The organism is uncultured Streptococcus sp., assembly GCF_915066115.1.
Classification (GTDB): domain Bacteria; phylum Bacillota; class Bacilli; order Lactobacillales; family Streptococcaceae; genus Streptococcus.
This window is the reverse complement of sequence record NZ_CAJZDT010000033.1, coordinates 1-14,725: the sequence shown is the minus strand read 5'-3', so window position 1 is coordinate 14,725 and position 14,725 is coordinate 1. Positions and strand designations below refer to the sequence as shown.

Annotated in this window: 19 protein-coding genes and 2 pseudogenes; all 21 read left to right on the top strand. The window is 41.5% G+C overall.

Going from position 1 to position 14,725, the window contains the following annotated elements:
• Window positions 1-60: 60 nt before the first annotated feature.
• Entirely contained in the window at window positions 61-294 is a 234-nt protein-coding gene (locus QZ565_RS03815) for a bacteriocin class II family protein (RefSeq protein ID WP_049521277.1), read from the top strand.
• A gap of 31 nt (window positions 295-325) precedes the next feature.
• The gene (locus QZ565_RS03810) at window positions 326-1,030 is read left to right on the top strand and encodes a CPBP family intramembrane glutamic endopeptidase (RefSeq protein WP_295525861.1); all 705 of its coding nucleotides are present in this window, start codon (window positions 326-328) and stop codon (window positions 1,028-1,030) included.
• Window positions 1,031-1,070: 40 nt separating this feature from the next.
• Entirely contained in the window at window positions 1,071-1,319 is a 249-nt protein-coding gene (gene blpZ, locus QZ565_RS03805; protein ID WP_295525858.1) for an immunity protein BlpZ, read from the top strand.
• Between the two features lie 30 nt (window positions 1,320-1,349).
• Window positions 1,350-1,961: a type II CAAX endopeptidase family protein gene (locus tag QZ565_RS03800; protein WP_295525855.1), complete on the top strand. Its 612-nt coding sequence runs from the start codon at window positions 1,350-1,352 to the stop codon at window positions 1,959-1,961.
• Window positions 1,962-2,122: 161 nt separating this feature from the next.
• On the top strand, window positions 2,123-2,917 hold the full coding sequence (gene ccrZ / locus QZ565_RS03795; protein WP_084953058.1) for a cell cycle regulator CcrZ: 795 nt from the start codon (window positions 2,123-2,125) through the stop codon (window positions 2,915-2,917).
• The gene (trmB, locus tag QZ565_RS03790) at window positions 2,914-3,549 is read left to right on the top strand and encodes a tRNA (guanosine(46)-N7)-methyltransferase TrmB (RefSeq protein ID WP_001266094.1); all 636 of its coding nucleotides are present in this window, start codon (window positions 2,914-2,916) and stop codon (window positions 3,547-3,549) included. Before ccrZ ends, trmB begins: the two co-directional genes overlap by 4 nt.
• A gap of 125 nt (window positions 3,550-3,674) precedes the next feature.
• Complete coding sequence (rimP, locus tag QZ565_RS03785; protein ID WP_001808691.1) at window positions 3,675-4,154, top strand: ribosome maturation factor RimP; 480 nt, start codon at window positions 3,675-3,677, stop codon at window positions 4,152-4,154.
• Between the two features lie 43 nt (window positions 4,155-4,197).
• Entirely contained in the window at window positions 4,198-5,334 is a 1,137-nt protein-coding gene (gene nusA / locus QZ565_RS03780) for a transcription termination factor NusA (RefSeq protein ID WP_000032285.1), read from the top strand.
• Window positions 5,335-5,355: 21 nt separating this feature from the next.
• Complete coding sequence (locus tag QZ565_RS03775) at window positions 5,356-5,649, top strand: YlxR family protein (protein WP_000857557.1); 294 nt, start codon at window positions 5,356-5,358, stop codon at window positions 5,647-5,649.
• Complete coding sequence (locus QZ565_RS03770) at window positions 5,642-5,941, top strand: YlxQ-related RNA-binding protein (RefSeq protein ID WP_295525842.1); 300 nt, start codon at window positions 5,642-5,644, stop codon at window positions 5,939-5,941. The genes QZ565_RS03775 and QZ565_RS03770 overlap by 8 nt, the downstream gene beginning before the upstream one ends.
• A gap of 16 nt (window positions 5,942-5,957) precedes the next feature.
• Window positions 5,958-8,756 carry a translation initiation factor IF-2 gene (gene infB, locus QZ565_RS03765; RefSeq protein WP_295525839.1) on the top strand — a complete coding sequence of 933 codons (2,799 nt, stop codon included), beginning with the start codon at window positions 5,958-5,960 and terminating at the stop codon, window positions 8,754-8,756.
• 165 nt (window positions 8,757-8,921) lie between these two features.
• Window positions 8,922-9,272 carry a 30S ribosome-binding factor RbfA gene (gene rbfA, locus QZ565_RS03760; RefSeq protein WP_001273601.1) on the top strand — a complete coding sequence of 117 codons (351 nt, stop codon included), beginning with the start codon at window positions 8,922-8,924 and terminating at the stop codon, window positions 9,270-9,272.
• Between the two features lie 143 nt (window positions 9,273-9,415).
• Window positions 9,416-10,196, top strand: a pseudogene (locus tag QZ565_RS03755) (hypothetical protein).
• 1 nt (window position 10,197) lies between these two features.
• Window positions 10,198-10,380 (top strand): hypothetical protein, encoded by a 183-nt coding sequence (locus tag QZ565_RS03750; protein WP_295525837.1) that lies wholly within the window; start codon window positions 10,198-10,200, stop codon window positions 10,378-10,380.
• Window positions 10,381-10,640: 260 nt separating this feature from the next.
• Window positions 10,641-10,874 carry a DUF1858 domain-containing protein gene (locus tag QZ565_RS03745; protein WP_000368739.1) on the top strand — a complete coding sequence of 78 codons (234 nt, stop codon included), beginning with the start codon at window positions 10,641-10,643 and terminating at the stop codon, window positions 10,872-10,874.
• Complete coding sequence (locus QZ565_RS03740) at window positions 10,874-12,208, top strand: DUF438 domain-containing protein (protein ID WP_295525830.1); 1,335 nt, start codon at window positions 10,874-10,876, stop codon at window positions 12,206-12,208. Before QZ565_RS03745 ends, QZ565_RS03740 begins: the two co-directional genes overlap by 1 nt.
• 9 nt (window positions 12,209-12,217) lie before the next feature.
• Window positions 12,218-12,472, top strand: a complete 255-nt coding sequence (locus QZ565_RS03735; RefSeq protein ID WP_000119707.1) for a DUF1912 family protein — start codon at window positions 12,218-12,220, stop codon at window positions 12,470-12,472.
• 95 nt (window positions 12,473-12,567) lie between these two features.
• Window positions 12,568-12,963 carry a helix-hairpin-helix domain-containing protein gene (locus tag QZ565_RS03730; RefSeq protein WP_295525800.1) on the top strand — a complete coding sequence of 132 codons (396 nt, stop codon included), beginning with the start codon at window positions 12,568-12,570 and terminating at the stop codon, window positions 12,961-12,963.
• Between the two features lie 283 nt (window positions 12,964-13,246).
• Complete coding sequence (locus QZ565_RS03725) at window positions 13,247-13,834, top strand: flavin reductase family protein (protein WP_295525795.1); 588 nt, start codon at window positions 13,247-13,249, stop codon at window positions 13,832-13,834.
• Window positions 13,812-14,408 carry a GNAT family protein gene (locus tag QZ565_RS03720; RefSeq protein ID WP_295525792.1) on the top strand — a complete coding sequence of 199 codons (597 nt, stop codon included), beginning with the start codon at window positions 13,812-13,814 and terminating at the stop codon, window positions 14,406-14,408. Before QZ565_RS03725 ends, QZ565_RS03720 begins: the two co-directional genes overlap by 23 nt.
• An 11-nt stretch (window positions 14,409-14,419) precedes the next feature.
• A pseudogene (locus QZ565_RS03715) lies at window positions 14,420-14,725 on the top strand (ATP-binding protein); the annotation flags it as partial.

The following is a 14,725-nucleotide window of genomic DNA, read 5'->3' as shown; positions in this document are numbered from 1 at the left end:
ATACTAAACTTGTCAAAGTTGCAACAGGACAAAAATTAAAAATAAAAAGGAGTATTTGTCATGGATACAAAAATGATGGAACAATTTGAAATTATGGATACTGAAATGCTTGATCATATAGAGGGTGGGGATGTATCTGATATTTATAGAGGGTATGCCTATAATGAAAGTCCATTTGGTTCTTACCCTTCTATATTAAAAAATTCAGGTCCTTTTCCAGTAAGTGGGTACTGTCCGCGTGGTTATCGTGACCTTGGTTATATAGGAGCAGGTTTTCATTTATGTGGAATATAGACTGAAATATAAGAAATGAGGAAGAGTTTCTATGAAAAAGTATCAGTTTCTCTTCAAAATAAGTGCAGTCTTCTCTTACTTATTTTTCGTATTTGGTCTTTCTCAGCTGACGCTTATTGTCCAAAATTATTGGCAATTTTCTTCTCAGATAGGAAATTTTTTCTGGATTCGAAATATCTTGAGTGTGCTATTTAGCGGAGTCATGATTTGGATTCTGGTTAAGACAGGTCATGGTTATCTCTTTCACATTCCAAGAAAAAAATGGCTTTGGTATTCGATTTTGACAGTATTAGTGGTAGTGCTCCAGATCTCTTTTAACGTTATCTCTTTTAACGTTCAGACAGCTAAACATGCTCAGTCAACTGCTGAAGGTTGGGCTGTATTGATTGGTTATAGTGGGACTAACTTTGCTGAGCTAGGTATCTATATAACTTTGTTCTTTCTAGTGCCACTGATGGAAGAATTGATCTATAGGGGGTTGTTGCAACATGCTTTCTTTAAACATTCGCGATTTGGCCCTGATTTGCTTCTTCCTTCCATTTTGTTTGCTCTTCCTCATTTTTTAAGTCTGCCTAGTCTGTTAGATATTTTCGTTTTTACAACATTTGGAATCATTTTTGCTGGTTTGACTCGCTATACCAAGAGCATTTACCCATCCTATGCGGTGCATGTGATTAATAATATCATCGCAAACTTACCATTTTTAATCACTTTTCTACATAGGGTCTTGGGGTAAAAAACAAAAGGCTTGCTTTTCAGCCATAGAGGAGGTCATCATGTATAAACACTTATTTTTCCTAGATTCAAAAACCTTAGACTGGTTGACACCTTATATTCTGGTCTTGGCTTCTGACGCCATTGCCTTTAATGTTTTTGTGCTAACCTTTGTATCTGTTGTGGCCTTTTATTTCCTAAATCCCATGCTAGCTTTAATGGCTATCTTCTTAGGATCTGGTTATGTGGTCGGATTTTGGTTACTCAAATGGTTTGTTTTGGAAAGGTTAGAGCTAAAGGATGACGTGTAGGGAAGTCTGTTTGGTGGGGAGGATAATTTTATGGAGTTTTTTGATAAATTTCATGCCTTGTGTTTTGGATTTTTAGTACTACTAATCGTCATTACAGTTCCTTATACGATTAACCATGGGGATTTTTTTCAAAATGAATCTGAATTGATTATTGTAAGTCTTCTAGTAACCTCGCTGAGTGTTGCTTATGCTAGAAAGTTTGACATGATTTCTTTTGGGATGTTAAGCAAGAAAGACCTTTTGCTTTTCATTGCAATCTTTCTTCTAAGTGTACTTGAGACGCTGGTTTATATTCATTTCTTCGCTGTTTCTTCTGGCGCAGGAGTTCAACACTTGGCGGAAGTCAGCAGAGGAATTTCTCTGTCTTTGATTTTGGCTACCTCAGTTTTTGGCCCCATCCAGGAGGAACTCATTTTCAGAGGACTTCTTCAAGGTGCGGTTTTTGACAACTCTTGGTTAGGGCTTGTGCTAACTTCCTCTCTCTTTTCTTTCATGCATGGACCTTCTAATGTCCCTTCGTTTATTTTTTATCTACTTGGGGGCTTGTTACTGGGCTTTGCTTATAAAAAGAGCCAAAACCTATGGGTTTCTACTCTAGTCCACATGTTTTACAATGCTTGGCCACTCTTATATTATTTATAAAAATCATGAAAAGGTAAGTAGGAGATTGTGCTTACCTTTTTCTTTCTATAATGATACCTAAGCCAATCCAGAGGCTTTTCTTTGAGAATCGGGTCTGGAGCGGTTGACGAATAGGCCAAAAACTAGTAGAATAGTAAGGAAACTTTATACGGAGGAAAGAAATGGATTTGGGTGATAATGAGCTAACACTGACTCCCATACCTGGGAAAAGTGGCAAGGCTTATATGGGTAGCTATCCTGATGGGAAGCGTATCTTTGTAAAAATGAACACCTCTCCAATCCTACCTGGTCTAGCTAGAGAACAAATTGCTCCACAATTATTATGGAGTCGCCGTTTGGCAGATGGGCGTGATATGTGTGCTCAAGAATGGTTGACTGGCAAGATATTGACCCCCTATGATATGAATCGTAAACAAATCGTCAATATTTTAACCCGCCTTCATCGCTCACGTCCTTTGATGACACAGTTGAGTCGTTTGGGTTATGCCATGGAAACACCTGTAGATTTACTACAGTCTTGGCAGGAAACGGTTCCAGATGCTTTGCGTAAAAATCATTTTATCAGTGAAGTGATGGCTGATTTACGTCAAACTATTCCAGGATTTAGAGAGGACCATGCGACCATTGTCCATGGAGATGTACGACATAGTAATTGGATTGAGACAGATAGTGGCTTGATTTATTTGGTAGATTGGGATTCGGTTCGCTTGACCGACCGCATGTTTGATGTGGCCCATATGCTCTGCCATTATATTCCAGAACATCAGTGGAAGGAATGGTTGACCTACTACGGTTACAAGTACAATCAAACAGTATTAAGTAAATTATATTGGTACGGTCAATTGTCTTATTTGAGCCAGATTTCCAAGTATTATATGAACCAAGATTTAGAAAATGTCAATCGGGAGATTCATGGCTTGCGTCACTTCCGAGACAAGTATGGAAAGAGAAGATGAGAGTTAGAAATCGTAAAGGAGCGACAGAATTACTAGAGGCAAATCCCCAGTATGTGGTCCTTAATCCCTTAGAAGCCAAGGGGAAATGGCGGGACTTGTTTGGCAATGACAATCCCATTCATGTGGAAGTTGGAAGTGGAAAAGGTGCCTTTGTTTCAGGTATGGCCAAACAAAATCCTGACATCAACTATATTGGGATTGATATTCAAAAGTCTGTTTTGAGTTATGCTTTGGACAAGGTGCTTGAAGTTGGAGTACCTAATATTAAGCTTTTGTGGGTAGATGGTTCTGACTTGACTGACTACTTTGAAGACGGTGAGATTGATCGCTTGTATCTGAATTTTTCAGATCCTTGGCCTAAAAAACGCCATGAAAAGCGTCGTTTGACCTACAAGACCTTCTTGGATACCTTCAAACGTATCTTGCCTGAAAATGGAGAAATTCATTTCAAGACGGATAACCGTGGCTTGTTTGAGTACAGCCTAGTGAGTTTTTCTCAGTATGGCATGAAGCTCAATGGTGTCTGGCTAGATTTACATGCCAGTGATTTTGAAGGCAATGTCATGACAGAATACGAGCAAAAATTCTCCAACAAGGGGCAAGTTATCTACCGAGTTGAGGCAGAATTTTAAGAAATAGCCTGAAATCAGGCTGTATAAGTGCTTTTGCTTTACATAAGTTGGCAAACGTGCTATACTAAGAGTAAGAATATGAAAAGAGAGGCGGGGAAATATCTTCGCCTCTTGCTTATGAGGAGGTGGACGCAATCGCAACAATCGTAGAATTAGTCAGAGAAGTTGTAGAACCTGTCATAGAGGCTCCTTTCGAACTCGTGGATATCGAGTATGGAAAGATTGGCAGTGACATGATTCTCAGTATTTTTGTAGATAAACCTGAAGGAATTACCTTGAACGACACGGCAGACTTGACAGAAATTATCAGTCCTGTCCTAGACACCATCAAGCCAGATCCCTTCCCAGAACAATATTTCCTAGAAATTACCAGTCCAGGCTTGGAACGTCCTTTGAAAACCAAGGATGCCGTCGCTGGAGCGGTTGGGAAATACATCCATGTCGGGCTCTACCAAGCCATCGATAAGCAAAAGGTCTTTGAAGGAACCTTGTTGGCCTTTGAAGAGGATGAGTTGACCATGGAATATATGGACAAGACGCGTAAGAAAACTGTCCAAATTCCATACAGTTTGGTATCAAAAGCACGTTTAGCGGTTAAATTATAGAAAAAGAAAGGATAGCTTTTGAGGATTCAAAAGTGAAGAAAACATGAGTAAAGAAATGCTAGAGGCCTTCCGCATTTTGGAAGAAGACAAGGGAATCAAAAAAGAAGACATCATCGACGCAGTAGTAGAGTCGCTTCGTTCCGCTTATCGCAGACGCTATGGTCAATCTGATAGCGTAGCTATTGACTTTAACGAAAAAACAGGTGACTTTACAGTTTATACTGTCCGTGAAGTGGTTGATGAAGTATTTGATAGCCGTTTGGAAATCAGCTTGAAAGATGCTCTTGCCATTAATTCAGCCTATGAACTTGGTGACAAAATCAAGTTTGAAGAAGCACCTGCTGAGTTTGGTCGTGTAGCAGCCCAATCTGCCAAACAAACCATCATGGAAAAAATGCGCAAGCAAACACGTGCCATCACTTACAATACTTATAAAGAACATGAACAAGAAATTATGTCTGGTACTGTAGAACGCTTTGACAACCGCTTCATCTATGTCAACCTTGGTAGCATTGAAGCCCAATTGTCAAAACAAGACCAAATTCCTGGAGAAGTCTTTGCTTCACATGATCGTATTGAAGTTTATGTTTATAAGGTTGAAGACAACCCTCGCGGTGTCAACGTCTTTGTTAGCCGTAGCCATCCAGAAATGATCAAACGCTTGATGGAGCAAGAAATTCCAGAAGTTTATGATGGAACTGTTGAAATCATGAGCGTGGCTCGTGAAGCTGGTGACCGTACTAAGGTTGCAGTTCGCAGTCATAATCCAAACGTGGACGCTATTGGTACAATCGTTGGACGTGGTGGAGCTAACATCAAGAAAATCACTAGCAAATTCCACCCAGCTCGCTATGATGCTAAGAGCGACCGTATGGTACCAATCGAAGAAAACATCGACGTTATCGAGTGGGTAGCAGATCCAGCTGAATTTATCTACAATGCCATCGCTCCTGCTGAGGTTGACCAAGTTATCTTTGATGAAAACGACAGCAAACGTGCCTTGGTGGTTGTTCCAGATAACAAGCTTTCTCTTGCTATCGGTCGTCGTGGACAAAACGTTCGCTTGGCAGCTCACTTGACTGGTTACCGTATCGATATCAAGTCTGCTAGCGAATTTGAAGCCATGGAAGAAGCTGGTTCGGTAGATTTGGAAGCAGAAAACGATACTGTAGAAGAATAAAAGCTGCTAGAGGAGGGAAAGATGAAAACGAGAAAAATCCCTTTGCGCAAGTCTGTTGTGTCTAACGAAGTGATTGATAAGCGTGATTTGCTCCGCATTGTCAAGAACAAGGAAGGACAAGTCTTTATCGATCCGACAGGCAAGGCCAATGGCCGTGGCGCTTATATCAAGCTAGACAATGCAGAAGCCTTAGAGGCTAAAAAGAAGAAGGTCTTTAACCGTAGCTTTGACATGGAAGTGGAAGAAAGCTTTTATGACGAGTTGATCGCTTATGTGGATCACAAAGTAAAAAGAAGAGAGTTAGGACTTGAATAAGCAAAAAGTAAGCAATCTCTTGGGTCTTGCTCAACGAGCAGGCAGGATCATATCGGGTGAGGAATTGGTGGTCAAGGCCATTCAAGACGGCAAGGCTAAGATGGTCTTTCTAGCCCATGATGCTGGACCCAATCTGACCAAGAAGATTCAAGATAAAAGTCATTATTATCAAGTAGAAATTGTAACCGTGTTTTCAACACTGGAATTAAGCATAGCAGTCGGGAAATCGAGAAAGGTTTTGGCTGTAACAGATGCTGGATTTACAAAGAAAATGAGGTCTCTTATGGAATAGAAGAGGAGGACATGATTTGTCTAAGAAAAGATTGTACGAAATCGCAAAAGAGCTTGGAAAAGAAAGTAAAGAAGTTGTAGCGCGTGCAAAAGAGTTGGGCTTGGATGTGAAAAGCCACTCATCAAGTGTGGAAGAAGCTGTCGCTGCAAAAATCGCTGCCAGCTTTAAGCCTGCAGCTGCTCCGAAAGCAGAAGCAAAACCTGCAGCACCAAAAGAAAGTGCAGAAAAGAAAGCCGAAAAATCTGCGCCAGCTAAACCAGCTGTAGCCAAGGAAGAGGCAAAACCTGCTGAGCCAGTCGCTCCTAAAACAGAAAAAGTAGCAGCTAAACCGCAAAGTCGTAATTTCAAGGCTGAGCGTGAAGCTCGTGCCAAAGAACAGGCAGAACGACGCAAGCAAAATAAGGGCAATAACCGTGACCAACAAAAGGGAAATCATCAAAAGAATGATAACCGTAATGGTGGAAAACAAGGTCAAGGCAACCGCGACAATCGTCGTTTTAATGACCAAGCTAAGAAACAGCAAGGTCAGCAAAATCGTGGCAATGAGCGCCGTCAACAAGAGGATAAACGTCCAAATCAAGTAGCTCCACGTATTGACTTTAAAGCCCGTGCAGCAGCCCTAAAAGCAGAACAAAATGCAGAGTACGCACGTTCAAGTGAGGAACGCTTCAAGCAGTATCAGGCTGCTAAAGAAGCCTTAGCTCAAGCTAACAAACGCAAGGAACCAGAGGAAATCTTTGAAGAAGCAGCTAAGTTAGCTGAGCAAGCGCAACAAGCACAGCAAGTTCAAGCAGTGGTTGAAGTCGTCCCTGAGAAAAAAGAACCTGCAGTGGATACACGTCGTAAAAAACAAGCTCGACCAGACAAAAATCGTGACGATTATGATCACGAAGAAGATGGTCCTAGAAAACAACAAAAGAATCGAAGTAGTCAAAATCAAGTGAGAAATCAAAAGAATAGTAACTGGAATAACAACAAAAAGAATAAAAAAGGCAATAACAAGAACAACCGTAATCAGGCTCCAAAACCTGTTACAGAGCGTAAATTCCATGAATTGCCAACAGAATTTGAATATACAGATGGTATGACCGTTGCGGAAATCGCAAAACGTATCAAACGTGAACCAGCTGAAATCGTTAAGAAACTTTTCATGATGGGTGTCATGGCCACACAAAACCAATCCTTGGATGGGGAAACAATTGAACTCCTCATGGTGGATTATGGTATCGAAGCCAAACAAAAAGTTGAAGTGGATAATGCCGATATCGAACGTTTCTTTGTTGAAGATGGTTATCTCAATGAAGATGAATTGGTTGAGCGTCCACCAGTTGTAACTATCATGGGACACGTTGACCACGGTAAAACAACACTCCTAGATACCCTTCGTAACTCTCGTGTTGCTACAGGTGAAGCAGGTGGTATCACTCAGCATATCGGTGCCTACCAAATCGTGGAAAATGGTAAGAAGATTACCTTCCTTGATACACCAGGACACGCGGCCTTTACATCTATGCGTGCGCGTGGTGCATCTGTTACCGATATTACTATCTTGGTCGTAGCGGCAGATGACGGGGTTATGCCTCAGACTATCGAAGCCATTAACCACTCAAAAGCGGCCAACGTTCCAATCATCGTAGCCATTAACAAGATTGATAAACCAGGTGCTAACCCAGAACGTGTTATCGGTGAATTGGCAGAGCATGGTGTTATGTCAACTGCTTGGGGTGGAGATTCTGAATTTGTTGAAATTTCAGCTAAATTCAACCAAAATATCGAAGAATTGTTGGAAACAGTCCTTCTTGTGGCTGAAATCCAAGAGCTTAAGGCAGACCCAACAGTTCGTGCGATCGGTACGGTTATCGAAGCTCGCTTGGATAAAGGAAAAGGTGCGGTCGCAACACTTCTTGTTCAACAAGGTACCTTGAATGTTCAAGACCCAATCGTTGTCGGAAATACCTTTGGTCGTGTCCGTGCTATGACCAATGACCTTGGTCGTCGTGTTAAAGTTGCTGGACCATCAACACCAGTTTCTATCACAGGTTTGAACGAAGCGCCAATGGCGGGTGACCACTTTGCCGTTTACGAGGATGAAAAATCTGCGCGTGCAGCAGGTGAAGAGCGTGCCAAACGTGCCCTCATGAAACAACGTCAAGCTACCCAACGTGTCAGCCTTGAAAACCTCTTTGATACGCTTAAAGCTGGTGAACTCAAATCAGTTAACGTTATCATCAAGGCCGACGTACAAGGTTCTGTTGAGGCCCTTTCTGCCTCACTTCAAAAGATCGACGTAGAAGGTGTCAAAGTTACTATCGTCCACTCAGCAGTCGGTGCCATCAACGAATCTGACGTGACCCTTGCGGAAGCTTCAAATGCCTTTATCGTTGGTTTCAACGTACGCCCTACACCACAAGCGCGTCAACAAGCCGAAGCTGACGATGTAGAAATCCGTCTCCATAGCATTATCTACAAGGTTATCGAAGAGATGGAAGAAGCTATGAAAGGGATGCTTGACCCAGAATTCGAAGAAAAAGTTATCGGTGAAGCAGTTATCCGTGAAACCTTCAAGGTGTCTAAAGTGGGAACTATCGGTGGATTCATGGTTATCAACGGTAAAGTTACCCGTGACTCTAAAGTCCGTGTTATCCGTGACGGTGTCGTTATCTATGATGGCGAACTTGCAAGCTTGAAACACTACAAAGACGACGTTAAAGAAGTTACAAACGGTCGTGAAGGTGGTTTGATGATTGATGGCTACAATGATATCAAGACTGATGATGTGATTGAGGCTTATGTCATGGAAGAAATCAAGAGATAATAGAGAAACGATAGCTCATTTGACTCGTCGTCAACAGCGCCTTGATGAACCCTCAGTTCTATCTAAGGCTTGTTTCCTAGATTCAAATGGCTCTAGTTCCTCTATCTAATAAAATAGCTAGGTCTGCTGGCCTAGCTTTTGGTTCAAAGTAGAGAAAGGAATATCATGGCAAATCATTTCCGTACGGATCGTGTGGGCATGGAAATCAAGCGTGAAGTCAATGAGATTTTGCAAAAGAAAGTCCGTGATCCGCGTGTCCAAGGTGTGACCATCACAGATGTTCAGATGCTGGGTGACTTGTCTGTAGCCAAGGTTTACTACACCATTTTGAGTAATCTTGCTTCGGATAATCAAAAAGCCCAAATCGGGCTTGAAAAAGCAACTGGTACCATCAAACGTGAACTTGGTCGCAATTTGAAATTGTACAAAATCCCAGATTTGACTTTCGTCAAAGACGAATCCATCGAATATGGAAACAAGATTGACGAAATGCTACGCAATCTGGATAAGAACTAAGAAAGAGGGGCAACCCTCTTTTTTGGTGTTTGAACTCTTCTAGCTATTAATAGCTGTATTTGCAAAAAACAATTTAAAAAATTTGTAAATACCTCATAGTATGATATGATAAAGTTTAATACGAATGATAAATGGAGATAGAGATGGGCAAACAAGAGTTAGCGATGCAAGTGCTGCAACAAGTGGTGAAATTACCCATGGTCAAAGTTGATCGAGAAAAATTTTTAGTTGACAAATTTTCTAAAGAGTTAGATCGAAAGGATATTGCTACATTATTGGAAAAGGGTCCGACCTCTTTGTTGCCAACGGAAAGTTTGGATCAAATTGCTAAGACCTGTATTAAGGACAATGTTCTACGAGCAAGCGGGACTTCGATTTTTGGCAGGTTTACCTGGCGGTATTGCCATGGCAATCACTATTCCAACAGATGTAGTTCAGTTTTATGCTTTTTCATTAAAGTTAGCCCAAGAACTAGGCTATATTTATGGATTTGATGATCTTTGGGAATCCCGTGATGAATTGAGCGAGGATGCTCAAAATACACTCTTGCTTTATCTCGGTGTCATGCTAGGGGTAAATGGAGCAGGGGCTTTACTTCGCTCTGGAGGTGTAACAGTTGCCAAGCATGTGATGAAGACGATTCCGCAGAAAGCTTTGACAAAGACACTTTGGTATCCTATTCTGGAGAAAGTTTTGAAAATTTTTGGAGTCAGCTTGACAAAGGGAGGCTTGGCTAAGGGAATGGGAAAAGTGATTCCTATTTTAGGGGGTGTCCTTTCTGGTGGCTTAACCTTTGCGACCATGAAGCCGATGGGGGAAAGACTGCAAAAGGAATTATCCAAATTAGTTAACTATAATGAAGGGCAGTATCAAATAGATATTGATACTATCCGAAAAGAAGCTGAAATCATCGAAGGTGAGTAATATGGGACTTATAAAAACTCCAGCTAAAACTTACGGGAATTACTTTTTGACCGTGCAAGGTGTAAAAGTAATGAAAACGATAAAGAAAGATGACAATGTTGTTGTCGGTCTGGGGAAACTTTTTATTGCAGACAAGTTAATGGATACGGCTCGGTGGTTCATCAAGCCAGAGGATAGAAAATGAAATTTTTCTGGGTCTTCTTGCTATTATTTTTATCAAACCGATTATTGGAATTGTGAAATTCCTGTGGATGATCATCTCTTTTGCAATCCAATTGCTGTTTTACAAGCTATTATTTAAGACATTGGATGGGCTCTTTAAACTTTTTTAGGTTGTAATCCAGGTCTCAGAGAACTAGCAAGTCTACTGCTAGTTTTTTAATCTCTTTCCTTATGGTATAATAAAATAAATAATATCATTTATAAACGATAATGGAGGTCGTCATGGACAATATCATCGATGTGTCAATTCCTGTTGCAGAAGTGGTGGATAAGCATCCAGAAGTCTTGGAAATCCTAGTGGAGCTTGGTTTTAAACCGCTTGCTAATCCCTTGATGCGCAACACAGTCGGTCGCAAAGTATCGCTTAAGCAGGGTTCTAAGCTTGAAGGAACTCCTATGGATAAGATTGTCCGCACACTGGAAGCAAATGGCTACGAAGTGATTGGATTAGACTAATGGCAGATGAACGGATTCATGTCCTACGGGATATTTTGTTAGAATTGCACAATGGCGCCTCTCCTGAGTCGGTTCAGGAGCGCTTTGATGCGACCTTTACAGGTGTTTCAGCCATCGAGATTTCCCTCATGGAGCACGAGCTGATGAACTCAGACTCAGGTGTTACCTTTGAAGATGTCATGGAACTCTGTGATGTTCATGCCAATCTTTTTAAAAATGCTGTTAAGGGAGTCGAAGTTGCAGATACCGAGCACCCGGGTCACCCAGTTCGCGTCTTCAAGGATGAAAATTTGGCCCTCCGTGCTGCCTTGATTCGCATTCGGAGATTGTTAGATACCTATGAGTCTATGGAAGATGAAGAAATGCTTGCGGAGATGCGCAAGGGCTTGGTCCGTCAGATGGGACTTGTTGGCCAATTTGACATCCACTACCAGCGCAAGGAAGAACTCTTCTTTCCTATCATGGAGCGTTATGGACACGATTCACCTCCTAAGGTCATGTGGGGAGTGGATGACCAGATTAGGGAACTCTTTCAAACAGCTCTAGCGACAGCTGAGTTACTGCCAGAAGTGTCGATTAGCAGTGTAAAAGAAGATTTTGAATCTTTTGCGACAGAGTTTGAAAGTATGATTTTCAAGGAAGAGTCCATCCTTCTCATGATTCTCCTTGAGTCCTTCACCCAAGATGACTGGCTTCAGATTGCGGAGGAGAGCGATGCCTATGGCTATGCCATCATCCGTCCGTCAGAGAAATGGGTGCCAGAACGTCAGAGTTTTGTTGAGGAAAAGAGTGTAGGGGAGCCAGTACAACTAGATACGGCAGAGGGGCAAGTCCAGCAAGTTATCGATACGCCTGAAGGACAGTTCACCATTACCTTTACCCCTAAGGAAAAGGAAGCAGTGCTGGACCGCCATAGCCAACAGACCTTTGGCAATGGCTATCTTTCAGTCGAGCAGGCCAACCTCATCCTCAATCACCTCCCTATGGAGATTACCTTTGTCAATAAAGATGATATTTTCCAATATTACAATGACAATGCGCCAGCTGATGAGATGATTTTCAAACGAACACCGTCCCAAGTCGGACGCAATGTTGAACTCTGTCATCCACCTAAGTACTTGGACAAGGTCAAGACTATTATGAAGGGACTTCGTGAAGGAGTCAAGGACAAGTATGAAATGTGGTTCAAGTCTGAGTCGCGAGGCAAGTTTGTCCACATCACCTATGCCGCAGTCCATGATGAGGATGGAGAATTCCAAGGAGTGCTGGAGTACGTTCAGGATATCCAACCCTACCGAGAGATTGACACGGACTATTTCCGTGGATTAGAATAAGGAGAAAAAATGAGTTACGAACAAGAATTTATGAAGGAATTTGAAGCTTGGGTCAATACCCAGATTATGATCAACGACATGGCGCACAAGGAAAGTCAAAAAGTCTACGAAGAAGACCAAGACGAGCGTGCCAAAGATGCTATGATTCGCTACGAAAGTCGATTGGATGCTTATCAGTTCTTGCTTGGCAAATTTGAAAATTTCAAGGCAGGTAAGGGATTCCATGATTTGCCAGAAGGCTTGTTTGGTGAGCGAAATTATTAAACGAGATAGATTCTTGATTTTTTACTAAAATCTTGATAGAATATTTATATTAAATCCTTGTCAGAACAGGGGTTTTTTATTGAAAGGATTTTATCATGTCAAAGAAACTCAATCGTAAAAAACAATTACGAAATAGCCTCCGTCGCGCAGGTGCTTTTTCAAGTACTGTGACTAAGGTTGTAGAAGAGACAAAGAAAGTCGTGAAACGTGCAGAGCAGTCAGCGAGCGAAGCTGGTAAGGCTGTTTCTAAAAAAGTTGAACAAGTAGTAGAAGCTACCAAAGAGCAAGCTCAAAAAGTAGCCAATTCTGTAGAAGATTTTGCAGCAAACTTGGGTGGACTTCCACTTGACCGTGCCAAAACTTTCTACGACGAAGGAATTAAGTCTGCTTCAGATTTCAAAAACTGGACTGAAAAAGAACTCCTTGCCTTAAAAGGAATCGGCCCAGCTACCATCAAGAAATTGAAAGAAAATGGCATCAAGTTCAAGTAATCTTTCTTGTGCCTTGCATTTCCGAAAAAATCTTGCTACAATAGAGCCATTAGAGGTGTTTTGAATCCCACATTTTACAGAAAGTGGCGGTGCTGAGAAGTCCACAAATGTGTCAAAACTAGTTGCTAATGGATGAAAAATTGAAATAAAAGTGTCTTTTTGTTTTAAAGACGAGAGTTGCGGGCAACTGCCCGAAATTGGGTGGTACCGCGGATAAATACATTCGTCCCTGTCATGTAGATGGCAGGGCTTTTCTTTTGCGTTTTAGTAAAAGGAGGTTGTTATGAAGCAATCTTTTAAAACAAGTAAACTCTACTATGGCTTTCCTATTTTCATTTTGGGGTATCAGGATCAGAATTTTGGGCACAATATTACGACCTGTATTTCCTCTTATAGCTTGGGAGATTGGCTAGTCATCGGTGTTGGTGCTGAGGAAAATGCGGCTGAGCAAATCAAGCATTACCAGAAGTTTACTGTGAATATTCCTGATGAAAATCTCATGCTCGAGATGGAGCAGACTGGTTTTATCAGTCATCGAGAGAAATTGAAACACCTGGGGCTAGATTACGAGATTTCTGAACGGACTCAGGCACCGATTTTAGAGGCTTGTCCAGTCGTGTTAGAATGTCAAGTTGATAGAATTATTGAGGAAGACGGTATTTGTCACATCTTTGCCAAGATTATCGAACGCCTAGCTGATCCAGAACTTTTGGATGACAAGGGGCATTTTAAGAATGACCGTTTTGCGCCGACTTACTTTATGGGGGATGGCCACCAGCGCGTTTATCGCTATTTAGATGACCGAGTAGACCCTATGGGGAGCTTCATTAAAAAAGCGAGGAAGAAGGATGGCAAGAGCAACATTACCTGAACGAATCGAAACGGAGCGACTGCTCTTGCGAGTCCGCACGGTTGCTGACGCTGAGGATATCTTTGACTATGCCAGTCGGCCAGAAGTCTCCTATCCATCAGGCTTTCCGCCCGTCAAGACCTTGGAAGATGAGATTTATTATCTAGAGCATATCCTTCCTGAGCGCAATCAAAAGGAAAATCTCCCAGCTGGCTATGGGATTGTTGTTAAAGGGACTGATAAGGTTATTGGTTCAGTTGACTTCAACCATCGCCATGCGGATGATGTGCTAGAGCTTGGCTATACCTTGCACCCGGACTATTGGGGTCGAGGCTATGTACCAGAAGCAGCGCGTGCTTTGCTTGACTTAGCTTTTAGAGAATTAGGTCTTCACAAGATTGAACTAACTTGCTTTGGATATAACCTTCAAAGTCAACGAGTCGCAGAAAAGCTTGGCTTTACCCTCGAAGCTCGCATAAGAGACCGCAAAGATGCTGAAGGCAACCGCTGTGACAGTCTGATATATGGCTTGCTGAATAGTGAGTGGGGGAGTTTTTTTACGAGTAAGATATATTCTTGTTTTTATATTCTTTAAGAGGAGACATGATGAGAAGTAGTCATAATCAAATATTAGATGCTTGGATTACAGTAGAACAATTATCAGAAGGGAATATTGAAAAAAGTGATTCTAAGTATAAAATTTTTCAAGGGGATGATTATCAATCAATATTAAAAGATTTTTTAAAACGTCAAAAATTAAAATCTAGTTCAGGGATTGCTGTTTATTGTGGAATTTTCCCTTTTCGAAAAATTATTGAAGTGTTAAGAGGCATATACAATTTAAAGGAGACGGAGGAAGAATTGGGAAGAGCTTCTTATAAATTTACTTTTGCTCTATACTTTGATAAAGAT